Origin of the sequence: Streptomyces sp. NPDC005533 (assembly GCF_042871845.1) — a bacterium.
In the GTDB taxonomy this organism is placed as follows: Bacteria; Actinomycetota; Actinomycetes; order Streptomycetales; family Streptomycetaceae; genus Streptomyces.
Window position 1 is genome coordinate 21,455 of the sequence record NZ_JBIAJH010000005.1, and the last position, 20,935, is coordinate 42,389.

The 20,935-nt window shown below is 70.9% G+C and carries 19 protein-coding genes and 1 pseudogene; 9 read left to right on the top strand and 11 right to left on the bottom strand.

Features of this window, described 5'->3' with window-relative positions; all coding sequences use genetic code 11:
- The first annotated feature begins 229 nt into the window (after positions 1-229).
- Positions 230-634: an STAS domain-containing protein gene (locus ACFYP3_RS06535; protein ID WP_388827730.1), complete on the top strand. Its 405-nt coding sequence runs from the start codon at positions 230-232 to the stop codon at positions 632-634.
- Between the two features lie 763 nt (positions 635-1,397).
- Here ACFYP3_RS06535 and ACFYP3_RS06540 read toward each other — a convergent pair.
- The 5 genes from ACFYP3_RS06540 to ACFYP3_RS06560 form a co-directional block, all read right to left on the bottom strand.
- Positions 1,398-1,571 carry a CsbD family protein gene (locus ACFYP3_RS06540; protein ID WP_388827733.1) on the bottom strand — a complete coding sequence of 58 codons (174 nt, stop codon included), beginning with the start codon at positions 1,569-1,571 and terminating at the stop codon, positions 1,398-1,400.
- Positions 1,572-1,729: 158 nt separating this feature from the next.
- The gene (locus tag ACFYP3_RS06545) at positions 1,730-2,023 is read right to left on the bottom strand and encodes a DUF6479 family protein (protein ID WP_388827736.1); all 294 of its coding nucleotides are present in this window, start codon (positions 2,021-2,023) and stop codon (positions 1,730-1,732) included.
- Between the two features lie 440 nt (positions 2,024-2,463).
- Positions 2,464-2,763 carry a hypothetical protein gene (locus ACFYP3_RS06550; protein ID WP_388827738.1) on the bottom strand — a complete coding sequence of 100 codons (300 nt, stop codon included), beginning with the start codon at positions 2,761-2,763 and terminating at the stop codon, positions 2,464-2,466.
- A 58-nt stretch (positions 2,764-2,821) separates the two neighbouring features.
- On the bottom strand, positions 2,822-3,280 hold the full coding sequence (locus ACFYP3_RS06555) for a hypothetical protein (protein ID WP_388827741.1): 459 nt from the start codon (positions 3,278-3,280) through the stop codon (positions 2,822-2,824).
- Positions 3,281-3,403: 123 nt separating this feature from the next.
- The gene (locus tag ACFYP3_RS06560) at positions 3,404-3,955 is read right to left on the bottom strand and encodes an SMI1/KNR4 family protein (protein WP_388827744.1); all 552 of its coding nucleotides are present in this window, start codon (positions 3,953-3,955) and stop codon (positions 3,404-3,406) included.
- Between the two features lie 1,239 nt (positions 3,956-5,194).
- Between ACFYP3_RS06560 and ACFYP3_RS06565 the strand changes: the two genes are divergently transcribed.
- Positions 5,195-5,983 carry a class I SAM-dependent methyltransferase gene (locus tag ACFYP3_RS06565; RefSeq protein ID WP_388827747.1) on the top strand — a complete coding sequence of 263 codons (789 nt, stop codon included), beginning with the start codon at positions 5,195-5,197 and terminating at the stop codon, positions 5,981-5,983.
- Positions 5,984-7,116: 1,133 nt separating this feature from the next.
- Positions 7,117-7,374 (top strand): hypothetical protein, encoded by a 258-nt coding sequence (locus ACFYP3_RS06570; RefSeq protein ID WP_388827751.1) that lies wholly within the window; start codon positions 7,117-7,119, stop codon positions 7,372-7,374.
- Here the strand turns inward: ACFYP3_RS06570 and ACFYP3_RS06575 are convergent.
- The 3 genes and pseudogenes from ACFYP3_RS06575 to ACFYP3_RS06585 all read right to left on the bottom strand — a co-directional run.
- Complete coding sequence (locus ACFYP3_RS06575; protein WP_388827754.1) at positions 7,367-7,861, bottom strand: hypothetical protein; 495 nt, start codon at positions 7,859-7,861, stop codon at positions 7,367-7,369. The genes ACFYP3_RS06570 and ACFYP3_RS06575 overlap by 8 nt on opposite strands.
- A gap of 291 nt (positions 7,862-8,152) precedes the next feature.
- Positions 8,153-8,803: a hypothetical protein gene (locus tag ACFYP3_RS06580; RefSeq protein ID WP_388827757.1), complete on the bottom strand. Its 651-nt coding sequence runs from the start codon at positions 8,801-8,803 to the stop codon at positions 8,153-8,155.
- 229 nt (positions 8,804-9,032) lie between these two features.
- Positions 9,033-9,308, bottom strand: a pseudogene (locus tag ACFYP3_RS06585) (hypothetical protein); the annotation flags it as partial.
- Between the two features lie 978 nt (positions 9,309-10,286).
- Between ACFYP3_RS06585 and ACFYP3_RS06590 the strand changes: the two are divergent.
- From ACFYP3_RS06590 to ACFYP3_RS06615, 6 genes are all read left to right on the top strand, one after another.
- On the top strand, positions 10,287-11,453 hold the full coding sequence (locus tag ACFYP3_RS06590; protein ID WP_388827760.1) for a S1 family peptidase: 1,167 nt from the start codon (positions 10,287-10,289) through the stop codon (positions 11,451-11,453).
- A 424-nt stretch (positions 11,454-11,877) separates the two neighbouring features.
- Complete coding sequence (locus ACFYP3_RS06595) at positions 11,878-13,137, top strand: family 16 glycosylhydrolase (protein ID WP_388827762.1); 1,260 nt, start codon at positions 11,878-11,880, stop codon at positions 13,135-13,137.
- A gap of 145 nt (positions 13,138-13,282) precedes the next feature.
- Complete coding sequence (locus ACFYP3_RS06600) at positions 13,283-14,947, top strand: beta-1,3-glucanase family protein (RefSeq protein WP_388827764.1); 1,665 nt, start codon at positions 13,283-13,285, stop codon at positions 14,945-14,947.
- Between the two features lie 159 nt (positions 14,948-15,106).
- Positions 15,107-15,565: a ubiquitin-conjugating enzyme E2 variant gene (locus ACFYP3_RS06605; RefSeq protein WP_388827767.1), complete on the top strand. Its 459-nt coding sequence runs from the start codon at positions 15,107-15,109 to the stop codon at positions 15,563-15,565.
- Between the two features lie 334 nt (positions 15,566-15,899).
- Positions 15,900-16,538 carry a ClpP family protease gene (locus ACFYP3_RS06610; RefSeq protein ID WP_388827771.1) on the top strand — a complete coding sequence of 213 codons (639 nt, stop codon included), beginning with the start codon at positions 15,900-15,902 and terminating at the stop codon, positions 16,536-16,538.
- Position 16,539: 1 nt separating this feature from the next.
- Positions 16,540-17,142, top strand: coding sequence for a ClpP family protease (locus ACFYP3_RS06615; protein WP_388827774.1), 603 nt, complete (start codon positions 16,540-16,542; stop codon positions 17,140-17,142).
- Positions 17,143-17,238: 96 nt separating this feature from the next.
- Here ACFYP3_RS06615 and ACFYP3_RS06620 read toward each other — a convergent pair whose 3' ends face one another.
- The 3 genes from ACFYP3_RS06620 to ACFYP3_RS06630 all read right to left on the bottom strand — a co-directional run bounded on the left by ACFYP3_RS06620 (position 17,239) and on the right by ACFYP3_RS06630 (position 20,886).
- Positions 17,239-17,679 (bottom strand): helix-turn-helix domain-containing protein, encoded by a 441-nt coding sequence (locus tag ACFYP3_RS06620; RefSeq protein WP_388827778.1) that lies wholly within the window; start codon positions 17,677-17,679, stop codon positions 17,239-17,241.
- A gap of 123 nt (positions 17,680-17,802) precedes the next feature.
- Positions 17,803-18,480, bottom strand: coding sequence for a hypothetical protein (locus ACFYP3_RS06625; protein WP_388827781.1), 678 nt, complete (start codon positions 18,478-18,480; stop codon positions 17,803-17,805).
- Positions 18,481-18,486: 6 nt separating this feature from the next.
- On the bottom strand, positions 18,487-20,886 hold the full coding sequence (locus ACFYP3_RS06630) for an FHA domain-containing protein (RefSeq protein WP_388827784.1): 2,400 nt from the start codon (positions 20,884-20,886) through the stop codon (positions 18,487-18,489).
- Between the last annotated feature and the right edge of the window lie 49 nt (positions 20,887-20,935).

Here is a 20,935-nt window from a genome sequence, read left to right on the forward strand (position 1 = left end):
CGTCGCCGGGCCCACCCCCGGGCTCCCTTCGCGGGCACGCCTCCTCGTCTGGGGAGGGCCCGCGGATACCAACCGCCGCAGTCGGTCGGCCCGGCAACCGCGACGCGCACTCCAGCCCTGGGGGCCGTACGGACCGCGAAGGCCCAGCGCGCCTCACGGCCGCCCGGGGCAACCGCGCGCCAGGATGGGGGTCCCGAGGGCGCCGAGGCCCCGGGCAGGAGGAAACGCATTGATCACCACGAATGTTGAGCGACACGGCACGGTCCTGGTCAGCATCACCGGGGTACTCGACGAAGGCGCGGGTCCCGCGCTTCAGCACGCACTGAACGGCGTCACCACCGCCGAGCGGGATCTCATGGTCGACCTGCACGGTGCGAACTCCATGGATGCCGACGGTCTGCTCCACCTCCTGGCGCTGCACCGGCGCGCGGAGAGCCTGGGCCTACGCGTCCTGGTCGTCGGCTGGCAGCCCCAGCCCCAGCAGCTCCTGGCGGATGTCGCGGGCATCCGCGGAAGGCACTCGGCCACCGGCGAACGGTACGCCCTCGCGGGCTTTCGCCGGCTGATCGAGGAACGGGCGCAGCGCGCCCGCGACCGTCAGGATTTCGATGCGGGATGGCTGTCCGGCGTCTAGCCCGGCGCTCCGGCGCTGTCATGCGGACGGTTCCCACACCTCGGGGCCAGCGCCCCGCCCCTCCACGAAGCCGTCGGTCGTGGTGGGAGCGGGGGGCACGCCGCCCGCCCGGCGTAGCGCTGGCGAAGGCCGGCGACTGGGGGCCCGGCCGGGCACCGTCCACCCGTCGTTGCGCGGAGCGCTTTCGGTGGGTCCCAGTACGCGGGCGCGCCGGGGCGCGCTCCCGCTGTGTTTGGACACTTCGTCGTGTCGGGCACAGGGTCCACGGGGAGGACAGCGCGCGAGCGGCGAGCAGCGCCTCCAGGCGCGTCTTCTCTCCGCGTGCGCACCCGCCGCCAGCCCTGCTCGTCGGGCGGGTGGCCGATCAGCTTCGCGGACATGGGCCCAGCCCAGCCTGTTCCCGCGCTCCCGACGGGTACGGCCCCCGTCGCGACCCTGGCGGCCAGGGCCGCACCCGTACGTCCGAACGTACTTCGCGGCCGAAGCCATGGGTGCGGCTGCCCGCGAGCGGCCGCGATCTGCTGCTTCACCTGTCCACGCCGCGCGGCCAGATGCCGGGGGCGGGTCTGGCGGCGATTCGGTCCGGTTCCAGCGCCGTCCCAGAACTCCTGAAGCCGCTCGCTGAGCAGCACATCTGAGCACACCTGGTTCTTCGATCGCCCCCCTCGTGGCCCTACCCCGCGCCCGGCCCGAGACGCGGCTGGGCCCCGACCCAGGGGTAGAGGTCGGGGCCCAGCCGGCTGAGAGGGAGGTGCCGCGGCGCTCAGTGGCGGAAGGTGTCCTTGATGTCTTCCTTGGCGCGGCGCGCGTTGCCCTTCGCCTGGTCTGCCTCACCCTCGGCGGTCATCCGCTCGTTGCCGACGGCCCGGCCGACGGTCTCCTCGACCTTGCCCTTGGCCTGCTCGGCGTGAGCCTTGCTCTTCTCCGTGCCCGACATCGGGACCTCCTCGTTGCAGTACCGGATTGGTCGTGACCGCGCTCCTGCTCGCGATGGCCATCCGTAAACCCCAGCACGACTCCCCCAGGTGGGTGGACAGCGGCAGGGTCGGTCCGGCAATCCGCTCCTACTCCGGCGGTCCGGTCCTCGGATGCCTTTCAGCGGTCGTCGTCGGAGGCGGCCCGGGTACCGAAATTCCCGTACCCCTTCAGCTGGTGGGGCTTCGAGCGGTCCCCCGAGCCGAGGTCCGGCGCGGGGTCCGCCTCTGTGACGCCCGCCCCGGTCCCTTCCTCCTGCGTGGGCTCCCGCTGAGCGGGGCGGGAGCGCTCGTCCGTGTGCAGTGGACCGCTGTCTCGAGCCTGGATACGCCGCCCCCGGGCGAACGCGATCAGCAAGAACACCGCGACAGCCACTCCGACCAGCAAGAACACCCAAATCGCTGCATTGTTCATGTAAGGCGTATACCCGGAGAACTGCTGTCATGCCGGTCGATCGCCTAAGGCGGCCGCCATCCAGGTACAGCATCCAAGGACGGAGTGGCACGCGGTGCCGCACCACTCCGTCGGCCACCCTCGGCCCAGGCATGTGGGATCCCCGAACGCCCGCTGCAGCGGCGTCGAGGCAGCTGCGCCTGCAGTGGCGACGACGAGGGCCAGGGCCTGACCAAGATGGGCGCAGCCCTGACGGCCGGACGGGGGCACATCTACAGCGCGAGCGAGGAGCCCGGTGCCTGGACCGTCCGCCGTCTTCGAGCGGTCCGTGGAGCGGCCGATGGGGCTGCGGACCGAGGCCGGGGAGAACCTCCTGCGGATCGTGATGCTGCTCGGTCCGAACGGGCCGTCGGCGGACGGAGTCGATGACTGCCTGCGTGCCCCGGCTGCTGCCGGCCCGTCTACGTCAGCTCTTCCTCGCGCACCCTCGTCGGCGCCGAACCGATCCCGCTGTTCGGGCTGTGCCGACGGTGCGCCAACGGCAGCACCGTCCACTCGCCGCGCCAGGCCGCCAGCCCTGGGTCGAGGAGGTGTTCCGCCCTGCCGGCCAGGACGACGACGTGCAGCCGCGGGAAGGTCTGGGAGCGGGTGTAGCGGTGGCGCTGCCAGAACGGGTACGTGCCGCCGATGGTGCCGCGGGTGCCTCCCGGAGGCGGTGGCCGGCGTAGCGCTCGTAGTAGTCCCAGACCAGACCTCGCCAACCAACGCCAGCGCCGCGTCCGAGCGGGGGGGGTGAACTGGGCGCAGTGAGCCGGTGGTCTATCCGTTGTCGGCGTTGGGGCGGGGTGTTGTCTTCGTGTCAGGCTGTCGGATGATGTCGTGGTCGGCCGCCTGACCGGGGACGTAGGAGAATCCCTCCTCGGTGCCCGGGTCGTAGCGAACGACTGAACCGTTCTTCTTCAGAGCGTTCAGCCATGAGGCCAGCCGGGTCTCATCCGTCTCGGTCAGCTGTTTGCCCGCGCGGCGTCGACCTTCGGCTCGGAGCATGGTCAGCGGGTAGGCCCAGCGGTGCTCTTCCTTCACGAACCAGGGGATGAGGTCATCGTTCCGCACGATTCGCCTGTCGAGTCCTCGCCGACGCCGGAAGTTGCCCCACATCGACACGACAGTCTCGATGTCGTACTTCCGCCGGTACTCCTCGGTCATCCACTGGTACGTGCGCCCTTCCTCGAACCATCGGATCACCTCCGACTCGTCCTGGATCTTGCGCCCGGCCATGTGAACCCACCCTGCTCGATCTCGATCACGTGACACTTGCACGCTACAGTCCCTCGGGTGGGTATTTGGCACGGGTGGCCCGCCCGTCGCCCACCCCGGACGCGGCTCGGGCGGACGGCCGGTTCAGTGCGGCAGGCCCGTATAGGAGTCGAGTCCTGCGCGACGGCGGTCGCGTTTCACCGACCCGTGCACGAAGCCCCAATACGCAGAGCGCAGGTCGATGCTGAGGGGGTAGACGGGGAACTCGTCCAGCAGCAGCTTGCGGAGGAACTCGGTCATCCCGCAGGAGTGGATCGTGAATGCGGCAAGGCCACGCTCCCACACCAGAACAGGCCACTCATCCGGGTTCACGCCGGTGGTCAGCCAAAACAGGATGTCCGCGCCGCCCGTGACGCCCCAGGCGAGGATGTGGTCGGGATCGACGTCGAGGACATCCCGGCCGCCCTCCATCTCCCAGGTGTAGCGCGCGGTCTCCGTCTCGTCCTCGAAGTCCGTGGACAGAGGCTCGAAGATCCCGATGTCCCGCGTAAGGCTGCCGGCGCCGTACACGGACATGAAAGCCATGAAGTCAGCCGGGAAGCCCGATCCCCATTGCGCCTCGGCCGCAGCCCAGTCGACACGCTCGTCGATCCCGAAGTCCGTCGGCAAGACCTGCGACAACGCTGCTGTCACCATCTCGTACCCCTCCCAGCCCAGAACAGGATCTTAGGGGGCCGCCCCACAGGCACCAGAACGCCGCGTTCGAGGGCGAGCCCGGCCACCCCCAGCGGGGCCCGGGCACCCACCCCGTGCCGTGGATCCGCCCGCCCGCAAGGAGGTCGCCCGCCCGCGCACGGAGGCGAGTTCGTCTTCAGTAACCCGATCACGTGAGGCGAGGCCACCGCGGGCAGCTTGGTTCGAGCACGCGGGCCCGTGGCCGACCATCGAGGGCACCGTGATCCGATTGACGGTGGCGGAACCGCCCAGCGGCGGTGTGAACAAAGCCCGTCTAGCCGCGGTGGTCAGGCACCGGTGCACCGGTGGTGCCATGGACGACGTCGGCCGTTGCTGGCAGGATTCGGCTGCTCAAGCAGACGCTCGGCTGCCCGGGCCCCATCTGCGGGTTCGGAAGCGGCCGACCGATAGACCTGGCTCATCCTGGCCGCAGACGCCCAACTGCGCCTCGCTCCCCGGCTCGCGCGCGACCTCCGAAGGGCGTGGGAGCAACCAGTAGAACCGAACAGGCTCACCCCGGCCCGAGTGAGGCGGGGGTTCAGGAACCTGTGGGCGAAGGCGGGCACGCCAGCCCGTGCACCGAAACGCATTAACGAGACGACCCGTCCGAGGCCAAATCCGGGGCGCGAAGCCGTCCACTGCTCTGGCATGCTGGCCCCGTGAACAACAAGCTCAGAAAGGGCGATGCCGCGTAATCGGCCGTCCCAAGTCCGTGCCTCCGGACGTCACCCGAGGCGGCAGCCGCACGGAACGCCAACGCCCGGCTTGCCACGTGGCTCCAGCAAGCTTGCCGGAGCGGTTTCCCGCCTAGAACACGAGCGGCTTTGGCCTGGGGCGATAGCCCAGGCCCTGCAGCAGTGGTCGCGATCAGCCCACCGCCCTGGTCGTGCTCTTTCCGGCGGTTGCGGTTGCGGTTGCCCTTTGTGCCACCCCTTCTACAGAACCGATGAGCGGGGAGTTCTGGAAGCGGCGATGCACGCTCTTCCGCCACAGGCGGCGCGTGAGCTGCGGTCTCTGGTGAAACCGCTTGACGATCTCTACATCGCCAAAACCTGGCCCGACCCCTTCGCCTCACCCGACGACGGATGGTGGGCAAGGCGCTGTTGGGGATAGGCCAGGCCGACATGACAGCACGGTGGTCGTGACGCTTGAACGAACGCCCGTTGGAACCGAACTGATGCAGCACACGTCTCCCGCACCATGATCGCCAACGAGCGCTTAGAGCACGCGAGCTCCCCCGGGCTCATCCGGCCGTCCGCGGTGACTGCGGATCCACCGAAGGTCAACGACTACGACGCCTTCGCCGAGGCGTACACGGTCGAGAACGAAACCAATCTCATCAACGCCTATTACGAGCGGCCCGCGATGCTGGCCCTCGCCGGAGACGTGTCCGGTCGGCGCATCCTCGACGTCGGCTGCGGCTCCGGGCCCCTCTTCGGGGCTCTGCGCGAGCGTGGCGCCGTCGTGAGCGGCTTCGACGCGAGCGCCGGGATGCTGGAGCTGGCTCGGCGGCGGCTCGGCGACAGTGCGGACTTGCAGGTGGCGGACCTGGGCGGCCCGCTTCCTTACGCCGACGACACGTTCGACGATGTCGTCGCCTCCCTGGTGCTGCACTACCTGGAGGATTGGGGGCCGGCGCTTGCTGAGCTGCGCCGCGTGCTCAAGCCCGGCGGTCGGCTGATCGCGTCTGTCGACCATCCCTTTGCCGTCCACCTCATGCACCGCCAGGCCGACCGCGAGGCCGAGTACAACTACTTCGACACCACCAACTGGAACGCAGAGTGGACCATAGGCGGCCAGACCGCGCCGATGAGCTTCTGGCACAGGCCGCTGCACGCAATGATCGAGGCATTCACCGCGGCCGGTTTCAGGATCACGGTCATCAGCGAGCCGGAGCCTGATCCAGCCGCCCGCGAGCTGTTCCCCGAAGCCATCGCCGCCAAGCCGCGCTTCCTGTGCTTCCTGTTCTTCGTCCTGCGGGCCGACTAGCACCCGGATACTCCCACCACCACCCCGTCACTGGAGTCAGAACTTACTTGCCGACTCGTCTCACTTCTCACCTGCAGAGCCGGGCGACGACTCAGAGGCTGAGGTGGCTGGTGGCGGGGCGCGAACAAGTCTCGGCGAGGTCGGGTGCCGCTCGTTCTGGTGAGCTGATCTGGTTGTGCGTTGCACGACGGGGCGCCCGGGTGCTGCCGAAAGCCAAGGTCGATCTGTACGCGGCGATCCGCCGGCTTTGCCCGCCGCGGAGCAGGGGCACACCGTCCAGCGGATCTGCGATCGACTGTTCGACGAGCACGACGCCGTTGGCAGCCTGACCTGTGGTTGCTGCGGTCGCATCCGTGGCCAGGGGGTGCGCCGGCGGCTCGCCGGTGCAATCGTGGAAAGGTAGTACGTCGCATGAGAAGACGGTTTCGATGTCACGGCGCCTGGCTGGAAGGGCGTGATAGCAGTGCCTGCCGACTCCAACCTGACTGACATTCAGAGAAAGATTCTCTCTGAGCTAGATGAAGCCGAGTCTCGACTTCTAGACGTACACAAGAGAGCACGTCAGGCATTCGGGATGGGCGAAGGTGACACTCACTGCTTCCAATGCTACGACCCCGACTATCCCTGTCCTGACTACCAGGAACCGCACTCTGGATTGCTTTGCGCTCGCCACACCTGCGGTCAGCATCTGAATTCCCACGACATCTACTGAGCGCATCGGATTCGGTCATCCGGAACTCCAGGCCTCGGTAGGGCCATGCCGGTGGCGCGTTCCTCAGCGTGGGACGAGATCCGGGTGGGCACAGCGTCGACACGTTCCGCGCACCGTGGCGGTGGACCAACGATCGAGGGCAGTCGTCGGCCTGATCGGTCGGACCGGTGTGCGCCTTTGTACCGCCGTGCAAGCCTGCGTCTGGATTCCACAGCTCGTGAATCAACCCGTAGGCAGCGCTGGTGGGGAGTTGCGGCGGCAGCCAGCGAGCTGGCGGTAGGTGTCGAGTGGCCCCTGGCGTCCTCCTTCTGCAGCCGCGATGAGGCAGCCCACCTCAGGCTTGGCGTGCGCGTAGGGGCCCACCGGGGCATCGTGGGTATGTGGAGAACCACCCCTCGCATTCACTGTCTCGGAGGGAAATATGCAGCAGAACGACCTGACAGATGCCCAGAAGAAGGCTTTCGAACAAAACGAAGCCGACTTCCGCAGACTCGACGACCACGTACGCGACGTCCAGGAAACCGCCCGAGCGCGGCTGACGAACACCGGTTGGCCCGACTCCGGCGACACCCGGCGGTGTTTTTCCTGCCCGTGCCCCGACTTGATCGTCAACGCTCAGGGGAAATGCAAACGAAGCGGCTGCGGTCACCCGCTCACCGACCACGATTTGCCTACCTGAAAGTGAACAGGAAAGGGGCGACGACGCCATCCTCGGCGATCAGGATCGCCGAGCCGTCCTGCGAGGCGCTCCACCAGTAGGCCTGAGCGCGCCCGAAGCGGGGGCTGAGGCGCTCGCACGCTTCGAGAACCTCGTTCTGGCGTTCGGTGGCGCCGGGATCGCACCACGAACCGACCACCAAGGTCCAGCCGGCGAGCTCAGGAGTAACGAACACCCTGCGATACACGTCGAGCGGATCGGCGTCGAGACCGCCGCGGCTGTCGATGTCCGCGGCATACACGCCGACGGAGAACGGGACCGGACGCGGCTGCGACTGCACGAGCGTCTCCACGACGCCGGCGTGGTCCCCGGTAGGCACCGCGATCCAGGAGAGGAAGCAGCAGGAGAGCGGAACCGACGTGTCGCTGGCGATTTCGATCCTGGCCAGCCGTTCCAGTGCCGCGATGGCACGGGCGCTCATCACCGCCTCGCCGCCGATCTCCGCCAAGGCGTCCAGAGCACCCGCGCGCCGCCCCGGGACCGTCGATGCGGACCGCCTGGAGCAGCGGCACCACGGCGGTCCCCCACGCCGAGAACGCTTGAACCGCCGCCTGCCTGACCTTCGCGTCACCCAGCAGTGGCAGGACATGTCGCGCGGCGGTCGGCACGTCGCTGTTTCCAGCGGCTGATCGCTGCCACAGCCGCGCGCCGCAGGGATGAATCCTCAAGCAGGAGGGCGCCAACATAGCTGTCCAGTGCCGCCGCCCCGAAGCCGGGGAGCGCTACGGGCAGCCCGGGGTTAGCCGCCACCCGAGCCGGCCGAGGCCGAACCGCCGGAGGTCCAGCCGGAGTTGGGCTGCGGCCGATCGCGCGTGCTGCGCTCGGTGCGCAGCGCCACCACGACCCCAGCCGGGCCGAGCAGAGCCTTCAACGCGTCGGCGAGCCGCTGCGGGTCGCCGCCGAACGGGAGCTCGAGCCGCTCCCGGGCGCTCCGTAGGACGAGTTCCAGCGCGAGCGTGGAGACGGCCGGCTTGTAGTCCCCCTGGTACGGCTCCACCACCTTGTTCGTCAGCCGCACCTCGCGCAGGGTCTTGACGGGCAGCCAGACGTCCGGCCCGGCGGCCCGGACCAACCGCAGGGACGCGGGCACCCCGGCCGGCGCGAACTCCACCCGCAGGATGTCCCGGGCCCGGGAAAAGGCCAGAACCGGCCAGCCGATCAGGTACTCCAGCCCGGCGATCATCCCCACCACCACGAAGACGGTTGACGCCCGCGCCCCGGCCAGCGCCATCCAGAAGGCGACGAGCAGGGTCGGCACGCCCAAGGCGAGCGGAGTGAACAGCGCCTGCCCCGCCGAGGTCAGCACGTTCCACACCGGCCCGGTCGGGCCGGCGCGCAGGACCAGATCCGTCGAGTCGGGGCCTTGTCTGAGCAAGGGATCGGTGGCCATGCCTCCAGCGTAGGACCGGTCCGCAAGGGCGCCTCGACCATATCCGGGCGATGGGGCACGACTTCTGACGGCCCGTAGCCCTCAGCCGGCGGGCGCCGCGGGCTCCCAGGACTCGAACCACGGGTCGGGCCACTGCTCGGCGGCGGCCATCAGCGGGGTAGAGGGTGGCACCATCCAGGCTCTCGCGGATGATGTCGGCGTGACCGCCGTGGCGTGCGGTCTCTTCGATCAGGTGCGGCGGCACCCACCGCACCGACCCCTCCTCGACGTCGGAGGGGAACCACGGCACGCCCTGGGGGACGGGAACGCCCTGGCCGAGGTCGGCGATGCCGACGACGGCCAGCCATGGGCGCCGCGGCAGCCACCGGCGGCTGATTGAGCCGACGGCTCCTCGAAGCGGGGGGGCCGCGACCGGGACGGGGGTCCTGCCGCGGCCCCACGGCGCCGTGCCTGCCCCGCACCCCACCCCACCGTTCTTCGCCACTCGAACCGGCGATGGCACCACACCTGTTGCAGCGACCAGCGTTGGCAGTCCGCGCGCTGAGCTGCACAAGCCGGCCTTTGTCTGCCTCGCGTCACACCGTCTTCCCCAGAGAACTCCCTGTGCCAGGCCTACCGGCAGGCACGGCAGGAGCAGTTAGCGCGCCCCTGACCGTGACCGGCCCTTCTCCGGCGGCCCCGATCACTTTGGGCCTCCCCTGCGGGCCAACGTTGGCAGGTTCACTCCGGACTGTGGATGTACCGCATCGGCGTTCCCCTCTGGCAGGCCGCCGCCGGGGGGCGGGGTCGAGCCGGCCGAGTACCGCACATGGGTCACCGCCGCACAGCTGCGCCCACTGCCCGGGGTGTGCAGGCACTCGACGCGCTCGCGGGGGCCGGCACGACGGGGCCGCCGCCCGCTTCCTGGACGACCTTGGCATCCGGTGCGTTTCGACGTCCGCGACCCTCGACACCGCATCACTGCCGGCGCTCCCTCGCCGCCTCCCCCACCATTCCGACCCCGATGACCCAGCGACGACGCCTGCGAACCTTCACCGTGTGGCGTCGGTGCTGTGGGCCAATGTGGGTGCGGGGTCGCGCGGCCTGGCCCTACTCGGCTGGTCGTAGGGCGCCGCACGGCAGTGCGCATCCCGAAGAACTCGTGTGACGCGGAGCCGGGCTGGCGGGGCTGACGGACCCGCCGCGGCGAGCGCACGCGCCGGCGTTCAGTGCGAACGGACCGGATGGGCCGGGCAGGGCGCGGGTGTCGGACCGGCTGCCGGACACGGGTCGGGGTGGGGCGGGGGCGTGACCAGCTTTTCGGCCCTCTGATGGCGAACCCCTCGACGACGAATCCGCCGAGGAGGACGCGGAGTACGGGTGCCGCCGTCGGCGGAAGCGGAATTTGGTATGGACCTGCCAAGGGGGGTGGGCTAGCTTAGCGGCTGACACTCCGTGAGAGCGCTCTCAAGCGTTCGATCCCCCACACCAGGAGGTCTGTCTCGTGAAGCACACCGCCCCCTTACGCGCCGCCGTCGCCGCCCTGCTCCTGACCGTCGGCCTCGGCGCCGCCCACACCGGCGTGGCGAGCGCCGGCCCGCTTCCGGAGCCCGCCGCGGCATCGTCCGCCGCAGCGCCGGCCGCCTCGGCCGGGCTGCTCGACGCGATGCGCCGGGACCTCGGACTCACCGCTTCCCAGGCCGAGGAACGGCTGAGCGCGGAAAAGGCCGCCGCAGCCCTGGAGAAGACCGCCCGGCAGGCCGTGGGTGGTGCGTACGGCGGTTCATGGTACGAGCCGTCCACCGGCCGGCTCGTCGTCGCGGTGACCGACCGCGCGCAGGAGTCCACGGCGCGGGCCTTGGGCGCCGACACCCGCCTCGTCCGGTACAGCGCCGCCGCGCTGGACCGTGCCAAAGCGCGGCTGGACGCGCTGCGCGCGCCCACCGGGGTGGCCGGCTGGCACGTCGACCCGCGGACCAACAGCGTCGTCGTCACGGTCGTACGTACCGAGCGGGAAGCCCCGGCCGTACGGGCGTTCGTCGACCAGGCCCGGGCCGGCGGCCCCGTCACCGTCGCCGAGACGGCGCAGGCGCCCCGTACGTACGCAGCGGGGACCGTCGGCGGCGACCCGTACTACACCGGCAACGTCCGCTGTTCGATCGGCTTCTCCGTGTACGGCGGCTTCGTGACGGCGGGGCACTGCGGGCAGGCAGGGGCCGCCGTGCGCGGCTGGGACGGGTCCGCGATGGGCACCTTCCAGGGATCCTCGTTCCCCGGCGACGACTACGCGTACGTCGGCATCCACAGCGGCTGGTGGACCGTACCGGTCGTGCTCGGCTGGGGCACCATCCCCGACCAGCTGGTACGCGGCTCCGCCGAGGCACCGGTGGGCGCCTCGATCTGCCGCTCGGGGTCCACGACGCACTGGCACTGCGGCACCGTCCTCGCCAGGAACGAGACCGTCAACTACAGCCAGGGCGCCGTCTACCAGATGACGAAGACCAGTGTCTGCGCCGAGGGAGGCGACTCCGGCGGCTCGTTCCTCAGCGGGGACCAGGCCCAGGGCGTCACCTCCGGCGGCTGGGGCAACTGCTCGTCCGGCGGCCAGACATGGTTCCAGCCGATCAACGAGATCCTCGGCCGCTACGGCCTGACGCTGCACACCGCCTGACGCGTCGAGGTGTCCGGTGTCGCGGACCGGCGCCGGCGCACCCGTCGACGAGACGGGCTGCGCGGCGCCGGACACCCCCGCATGAACAAGGGACCGTCGGACGGCGCGGAGTGCGCGGCCGGGAGCACGCGGTCCGGACTCCCGCGCGGAGTGCCACCCGCGGCGGCCGTCCGGCCGACGATGACGTGAAGCCCCGATTCCCCTTTCGCTGCATCAAGCCAGCCTTAAGAGATCGTTAAGCCGAAGACCGCAGGAGAAAGTCGCAGGTCAGGGGCGTGCGGGAGCAGCGTCTGACGTTGCCATGACGGTTACCCCTCCGTAATACTCGCTGCCTCGGGTGACATCGAGTCGCCCTTGAGAGCGCTCTCAGACCCCTCCTGTCACCCCTTCATGCCCCCCACCAACCAGACAAGGAACCATGCCCATGGCTGCTGCTCATCGCGCTCGTCACCGTTCTCCGGGCGCAGTGGTGCTCCTCGTGGCCACCGCCCTGGTCGCGGCGGTGCTCATGTCCTTCACCCGTTCGGTCGCCCCGACCGCCGGTGCGGCAGTGGTCGCGCAGACCTGGTCCGACGAGTTCGACGGCGCGTCCGGCCGCGCTCCCGACGCCGCCAAGTGGACGCTTGAGAGCGGCGGTTCGGGCTTCGGCAACCACGAGCTGCAGTACTACACCAACAGCACCTCGAACGCCGCCCTCGACGGCCAGGGCAACCTCGTCATCACCGCGCGGAAGAACACCGACCCCGGCCTCGGCTGCTGGTACGGGCAGTGCCAGTACACCTCGGCCCGGCTGAACACCGCCAAGACCTTCACCCAGGCGTACGGCCGCTTCGAGGCCCGCATCAAAATCCCGCGCGGCCAGGGCATCTGGCCCGCCTTCTGGATGCTCGGCAACGACCTGGGCAGCGTGGGCTGGCCCAACAGCGGCGAGATCGACATCATGGAGAACATCGGTCGCGAACCCAACACCGTGCACGGTACGGTGCACGGCCCGGGCTACTCCGGAGCGGGCGGCCTCGGCGCCCCGTACAGCCTGCCGGGCGGCCGCGCCTTCGCCGACGACTTCCACGTGTTCGCCGTCGACTGGAGCCCGAACTCCCTCGTCTGGTCGGTGGACGGCACCACGTACAAGACCCTCACGCCGGCCGACACCGGCGGCAACAAGTGGGTCTTCGACCACCCGTTCTTCATCATCCTCAACCTGGCGGTCGGTGGGGACTGGCCCGGCAGCCCGGACGCGTCCACGTCCTTCCCGCAGACGATGACCGTCGACTACGTCCGCGCCTCCTCCGCCGGCGCCCCCGCCGCCCGCCCGATCCGTGGCATCGGCGGCATGTGCGTCGACGTCGCCGGCGGCTCCGACGCCGACCGCACCCCGATCCAGCTGCACGACTGCACCGGCAGCGCGGCCCAGCAGTGGACCATCGGGAGCGACGGCACCGTCCGCGCCCTCGGCAAGTGCCTGGACGTCGCGGGCGGTTCCACCGCCGACGGTGCCGTCGTCCAGCTCTACACCTGCAACGGCACCAACGCCCAGAAGTGGACGTACAGCGCGGCCCGTGACCTCACCAACACCGGTGCGGGCAAGTGCCTGGACGCCACGGGCAACTCCTCTGCCGACGGCACCCGGTTGCAGACGTGGACCTGCACCGGCGCCGCCAACCAGAAGTGGACGGTCGGCTGACCCACCAGCCCCGCCGCCCCCACTTCTCCCCCCGCCTCCACTTCTCCCCCCGCCCCCGTTTCCCCCCGTCCCCGCCTCCGACCGCTCCCCCGCCCCACCTCACGAAGAACGGACCCCCACCGTGACGGCTCGCCACCAACGCACCATGCCCCGTAGGAAACTCCTCGCCGTGACGGCGGGCCTGGCCCTGGCCGTGCCCGCCGCGGCTGCCTGGCTCGAGGTGGGCGCCAACGCCTCCACCACCACCACGCTCCCCCTGGACCTGGTGAACACCACCGGCAACAACACGGTGTACGCCTATGTACTCGGCCGTGACCCCGCGGCCGGCGGCACCTGGGCCTTCATCCAGGCCGACGGCTCCAGCCTGTACCACCCGCCGGCTCCGGCCAACGATCAGACCCCGCTCGGGGTCGACTGTGCCATCGCGCTCAACGCGTCCGGCGCCGGAGCGCGGAGGGTGACGCTGCCGCGCCTGGACAGCGGCCGCATCTACTTCTCCGTCGGCACGAAGCTGACCTTCCTGATGAACCGCGGCGGCGGTCTGGCCCTGCCGTCGGTGAGCAACCCCACCGACCCCAACGCGAGCGTCGCGCACGACTTCTGCGAATTCACCTTCAACAGCGACCAGTTGTACGCCAACATCACGTTCGTCGACATGGTCTCGCTGCCGATCGCCTTCCAACTGGAGACCGGGCAGGGCACCCAGACGGTGCGCGGGCTGCCCGCCGACGGGCTGTCCCGGGTCGCCGCCGCGCTGCGGGCCCAGTCCGCCGCCGACGGCAGCGACTGGAGCCGGCTGATCGTCACCGCGGGCGGCCGCGACGTGCGCGTGCTCAGCCCCAACCTGGCGATCCGCGGCAACAGCGCCTTGTTCCGCGGCTACTTCGACGGGTACGTGGACGAGGTGTGGAACAAGTACCGCTCCACCGACCTGCGCATCGACACCCAGTTCACCTGGGGAACCGTCACCGGCCGGGTGAACGGCGACGTCCTCGCCTTCCCCGGAGTCGGCAGCTTCGCCAAACCGTCCACCCTGTCGATCTTCTCCTGCAGCGACGCGCCCTTCACCACGGGCAACGACCTGATGGGCAATCTCAGCGCCCGGCTCGCCGCCGCCTTCAACCGCACCACCCTGCTGGACAACCCTTACCAGCCGACCGCCGAGAACCCTGCGGCCTTCTACACCCGGCCGCGCACCAACCACTACGCCCGCATCCTGCACGCCACCACCCCCGACCATCTCGGGTACGCCTTCCCGTACGACGACGTGCACCCGGCCGGAGTCGACTTCGAGGGCAAGGTGCAGTCCGGCACCCCCGGCCGCTGGACCATCACGGTCGGCGGGGTGGCCGGCGGCGGCACACCGGCCCCGACGCCGACCGCCACCGCCCCGGGCGGCGGGGTCAGCGCCTTCACCACCATCCAGGCCGAGGCGTTCAACGCCCAGTCCGGAGCACAGGTCGAGGCGTGCTCCGACGGCGGCGGCGGATCCGACGTCGGCCGTCTGTCCAACGGCGACTGGCTCAAGTTCTCGTCTGTCGCCTTCGGCTCCACCGGCGCCACCCGCTTCGACGCCCGCGTCGCTTCCGGGGCCGCCGGCGGCGTCAGCGGCCTGGTCCAGGTCCGCCTCGGCAGCCCCACGGCCACACCGGTCGGCGGTTTCGCCGTCGCCAACACAGGCGGCTGGCAGGCCTGGCGCACCGTCCCCGCCGACATCCGACGCACCACCGGAACCCACGACGTCTATCTGACCTTCGACAGCGGCCAGCCCGCCGACTTCGTCAACGTCAACTGGTTCACCTTCGCCTAGCCGGGCGGGCGGACGGCCGGGCGGGCGGGCGCGGCTTGACGGGGCGGGGCGGGGTCAGAGCTGGGATGCGGCGATGTGGGCATACGCGGGATGTCGGTCACGGCGCCCGAGGTTCCGGGACCGGCGGCCCGCTACCGCGCTGGAAGGACGGAGCCCCCGGTGGATCACACTGCTGAGGTCAGGCTGAAGAAGGAAGCGGCGCACCTGACACAGTCGCCCCCCGGCGACGAGATGCTCATCGCTCCCTGCGTCGACGGTGATCCGTTCCGGTGGAAAGCGGTCCTGATACCGGGCCCTTCGTCGGTGTTCGCCGGCCGGCGCCTTCCCCTGGAGGTCACCGTGCCCACGACGTATCCGGCCTCCCCGCCCCGGATGCGGTTCACCGAGCCGGTCTACCACCCCAACATCACCACCTCCGGTGGCATCGACGCGGAGGTCCTGGGCAAGCAGTGGGGCCCGGCACTCACCATCGATACGGTGCTGCGCTGGGTGTTGACGCTCCTCGACGAGCCCGACGTCCACGACCCCCTCCGTCCTGAAGTCGCCGAGGTGTACGTGCTGGCGCCGCAGGACTACCGGCGTCAGGCCCGGGACGGGGAAGTAGACCTGGCGTCCTGAACCACCCGGACCCCGCCCGTGATCGACGGCCACAGCGTCCACGGTGGTCGAAAAGGCTCCGTCGGCCTCAAGCACTGCGCGAGCCGCGTCGTGGAGGGGGCACCGGCGGGCCGGTGGGGGAAGGCGGTGGCGTGCGGAGGGCGGTCGTCGACCGCGCCGCCGAGCGCAGCCTCCCCGTCAGTAGGGTCGGGCCGGCGCGCATCACGACGGCGTGGGCCAGGAGCGACGTCGTGTCCGCCCGTAGCGGATCTGCCGGGGGCAGAGGAACGGCCTTCGGGGGGTTCCCGAGGTCGAGAGTGGAGTCGACGGCATCCCGCCTCGACAAGGAGAAGAGATGACTCCCCTCACCATGCTCGCGCCCCGCGCGGAGGAGGGCGACACACCGCCCGGCCCCTTCGACGACCACCTCGCGGCAAGGCTGCTCGACCAGCGGATCGTCCTCCTCGGCACCCAGGTCGACGAGGTCTCGGCCAACCGGGTGTGCGCGCAGCTGTTGTTGCTGTCGGCGCAGGACCCGCGCTCGGACATCAGCCTGTACGTCAACAGCCCCGGCGGGTCGGTCACCGCGGGTCTCGCCATCTACGACACGATGCGGCTCATCCCGAACGACGTCTCGACGCTCGCGATGGGCTTCGCCGCCAGCATGGGGCAGTTCCTGCTCACCGTGGGGACGCCCGGCAAGCGGTTCGCGCTGCCGAACGCGCGGATCATGATGCACCAGCCGTCGGCGGGCATCGGCGGTACCGCCGCGGACATCGAGATCCAGGCGGAGAACCTCGAGTTCACCAAGAAGGCCGTCGAGCGGATCACCGCCCGGCACACCGGGCAGAGCGAGGAGACGATCGCGCGGGACGGCGACCGGGACCGCTGGTTCACGGCCGAACAGGCCAGGGAGTACGGGATGGTGGACCGGGTGGTGGAGTCGCTCGCCGACATCCGCCCGGACACGCCGCGCCGACGGGCAGGGCTGTGACATGGGGTCGTACACGGTTCCCTACGTGATCGAGCGGACCGCGCAGGGCGAGCGGTCCTACGACGTCTTCAGCCGACTGCTGAACGAGCGGATCATCTTCCTCGGCACCGAGATCGACGACGGGGTCGCCAACGTGGTCATCGCGCAGCTCCTGCACCTGGAGTCGGCGAGCCCGGAGCAGGAGATCTCGATCTATCTCAACTCGCCCGGTGGATCGTTCACTTCACTGATGGCGATCTACGACACGATGACGTTCGTGCAGGCGCCGATCTCCACCTTCTGCGTCGGTCAGGCGTCGTCGACGGCGGCGGTGCTGCTGGCGGGCGGGGATCCCGGACGACGGTTCGTGCTCCGGCACGCGCGGGTGCTGCTCGGCCAGCCGGCCAGCGGCGGCCGGCAGGGGACGGTCTCCGACCTCAGCCTCGCGGCCAAGGAGATGGTCCGTATCCGCTCGCAGGTGGAGGAGGTCCTGTCCCGGCACACGCACCACGACGTGGCGACGCTGCGGGCGGACATGGACCGGGAGAAGGTGTTCACCGCCGAGGAGGCCGTGGCCTACGGGCTCGCCGACGAGGTGCTGAGCCGACGGTTCGCGTTCGCCTGAGCCCGCGCGGCCGTGGCCGAGCGCCCGCCGAGGCGGCCGGTACGGCGGGGGCGCGCCCCGTCGTACCGGCCGTCGGCCCGGCCCGGCCCGGCCAGGTCAGGCGGCGAGGCAGAGGCCGTCGTACGGGGCCGTGGGCGGCGTCGGTGACGTGCGGCCCCGGACCATCCGGCGCCGGGCGTGCCGGGCCAGCTCGTCACCGGCGAGCAGGAGCAGGTCGGCGAGGCCGAGCCCGAGGGCCTGGGCGGCGGCCGCGAGTACCTCGGAGGATGCCTCCTTGCGTCCGCGCTCCACTTCCGACAGGTACGGCATCGAGATCCGGGCCGCCTCCGCGACGTCCTTCAGGGTGCGTTCCTGGGCGAGCCGCTCGCGCCGCAGCACGTCGCCGACGAGGTCACGCCACAGCGGCTCCTTCGGCGCGCGTGGCTGGGGACCCCCCACGGGTCGCCGCGGGGCGCCGGCCGGCCCGCCGGAACCGGGCGACGGGGCCTGCGGGCGCAGGGAGATGACGCGGGAGTCGTTCGGCGCATGAGTGGTCACCCCCTCACCCTAGGGATCGGGGGCGCGGGGGGAAGGGAGTGGCCTTCTGCCCTGGGTGAAGCCGTGCCAGAGCCTGGGACGGGGCGGGTCCGGCGCTGGAGCGCGTCCGTGCCGCGGTCGTGTTCAGTCGGCTTCGGGGTCGTGTGTGTCCACGATCCGGGTGGTGTCGTGCTCCGGGTCGGGCTCCGGGCGGGCGCCGGCCGGGGGCGGGTTCGGGGGGACGCCGGACCCGGATCCCGCCTGCGTCGGCGTCGGCTTCGGCGGGGCGGCTGCGGACGGCGGTTGCGCCGGACCGGGCGAGGCTCCGGGCGCCGCCACGACCGCGAAGGTCGTCAGGCGGCTCTCGTCTCCGTACAGCCACTTCCCCACCGTGGCGTCGTAGACCCACACGGCCTCCCCGTCCAGGACCACCCCGGCCCGCAGCCCCCGTACGGTGCGCCGGAAGGAGTCGGCGTCCGTCCTGCCCGAGGCGAGCTCGTCCACGGCGCGCCGGTAGCGTTCCAGGGCCTCGGCGGCGCGCGTGAGCTGCGGCCGCGCGTCCTCCGTACGGGCGAGCGGCCGGTCGGCCGTCGGCGGGGGCTGCGGCACCGACACCAGGAGCCGGCCGTCCACCCAGGCGGACCAGCCGTTGGCGCACAGGACCTCGCCCCAGTCACCGCGCCGGGACAGCAGCTGGACCGGGAGGAAGCCGTCGAGCGGCACGGTGGGGCGGGACACGTCGGGGCTGTCCCAGGCGGGCAGACCCTCCTGCGGAACGATGTGGGTGGGCCGGAAGTCCTCGACCGGACCGGGGCTGGTCATGGGCGGCTACTTCCTCATGACCGCGGGCTCGTTGCGGCGCAGCATCCGGGCCACCAGCACGGTGAACAGCACGGACAGGACGAGCAGCATGCCGATTTCGAGGAGCCACAGGCTCGTCTTGTGGTCGAACAGCGGGTCCTGGGTGATCTTGAGGGGCACGATCGCGCCGATGTCGGTGGTGGTGGCCATCGCTCCCATGGCCCACCGGGCGGGCACGAACCAGGCCAGCTGTTCGAGGACGGGTACGCCGGAGATCTTCAGCAGGGCGCCGCAGAAGGCGGACTGGACGATGGTGAGGAGGACCAGCAGCGGCATGGTGGCCTCCTCCTTGGTCACCAGGGCGGAGATCATCAGGCCGAGCAGCATGGAGGTGAACGACAGCAGGGCGACGGCGAGGGCGATCTCGACCAGCGGCGGCAGGAAGATCCCCTTGCCACCGGGGGCGTTGAGGTCGACCCCGGCGAGGCCGACCACGGTGAGGACCACGGCCTGGGCGATGGTGAGCGCGCCGAGGACCACCACCTTGGACATCAGGTAGGCCGACCGGGACAGACCGACGGCGCGCTCGCGCTGGTAGATGACGCGTTCCTTGACGAGTTCGCGCACCGCGTTGGCGGAGCCGGTCAGGACTCCGCCCAGGACCAGGATGAACAGCGCGTTCAGGCCCGTCTCGGCCGTGAGGGCGCTGCCGGCCAGTGCGCGGGCCAGGCAGCCCATGACGAACGGCAGCCCGATCATGATGGCCAGGAAGGTGCGGTCGGCGCTGAGCACGGCGGCGTACCGGCGGATCAGAGTGGAGAGCTGGGAGCCCCAGCTCTGGGCCTTGGGCGGCGGCTGCGGCACGGCGCCGGACGTGCGGGCCGCCTCCCCGGCGGGAGGGAGCGCGGACCTTCCGGCGGTGACGTCGACGTAGCGGCTCTGCAGCGGTGAGGCCCGGTACTGCCCGGCCCAGTCGCGGTTCTGGTCGTTCTCGAACGCCTCGTACGCCTCGGGCCACTGTTCGAAGCCGAAGAATGCGAGGGCCTTCTCCGGAGGGCCGTAGTAGGCGGTGCGTCCGCCGGGCGCGAGGATCAGGAGGCGGTCGCAGACGTCGAGGTTGAGCACGCTGTGGGTGACGACGATGACCGTGCGACCGTCGTCCGCGAGGCCGCGCAGCATGTGCATCACCGAGCGGTCCATGCCGGGGTCGAGGCCGGAGGTGGGCTCGTCCAGGAAGAGCAGGGAGGGCTTGGTGAGCAGCTCCAGGGCCACGGACACGCGTTTGCGCTGGCCGCCGGAGAGGCTGTGGATGGGCTGGTCGGCACGCTGCTGGAGGCCGAGTTCGCCGATCACCTCCTCCACCCGGGCCTGGCGTTCGGCCTTGGCGGTGTCCTGCGGGAAGCGCAGTTCGGCGGCGTAGCCGAGGGCCCGCCGCACGGTGAGCTGCGAGTGCAGGATGTCGTCCTGGGGGACGAGGCCGATGCGGCGGCGCAGTTCGGCGTAGTCGCGGTACAGGTCGCGTCCGTCGTAGAGGACGGTGCCCTGGTCGGCGGGGCGCAGTCCGGTGAGCGCGCCGAGGAGGGTGGACTTGCCGGCGCCGCTGGGGCCGACGACGGCGAGCAGGCACTTGGCTCCGACGGGGAAGGAGACCCGCTCGAGGAGGATCTTGCGGCCCTTGTCGACGGCGACGGTCAGGTCCTGGACGTCGAGCGAGACCTCGCCCGTGTCCACGTACTCCTCGAGATGGTCGCCGACGAGGCAGAAGGCCGAGTGGCCGATGCCGACGATGTCGCCCTGGCGCAGGGGGGCGGCCCGGCGGTCGAGGCGGGCGCCGTTGAGGTAGGTGCCGTTGTGGCTGCCGACGTCGGCGATCTCGTAGCCGCCGTCGGCGAGGGCGCGGAGTTCGGCGTGCCGGCGGGAGACCGTGAGGTCGTCGATGAAGAGGTCGCTCTCGGGGTCGCGGCCGATGCGCACGGCGGTACGGGCGAGCAGCGGGCGCACGGTCGTCGGCCGCTGGAAGGTACGGGACTGCGACGAGACGCGGGACGGCCGGCCTGCGTACGCGGCGTCCGGCCCGGCGGAGGGCTCGGCGGCGGCCGGCGGCGGCGGGGGACCGACGAGGACGGCGCGCGGGCCGTCCTCCGCGTCGCCGAACCGTAGCTGACTGCCGGCGCCGACGCTCCACTCGTGGACGCGCCGGCCGTCGGCCCAGGTGCCGTTGGTGCTGTGCTCGTCCTCCACCGTCCAGTGGTCGCCCTCCGGGCGCAGGACGGCGTGGTGCCAGGAGACCCTGACGTCCTCCAGGCAGATGTCGCAGAGCGGGTCCCTGCCGACGTGGTACGTCCGGCCCGGGCTCATCTCGACGGAGCCCGTGTCGGTCACCAGGACGAGCTCGGGTGCGGTCGGCACTCCGGGGCGCTGGACCATGAGCAGATTTTCCCATGAACCCGCCCGCCCGGCAGGGCACCTACATCGT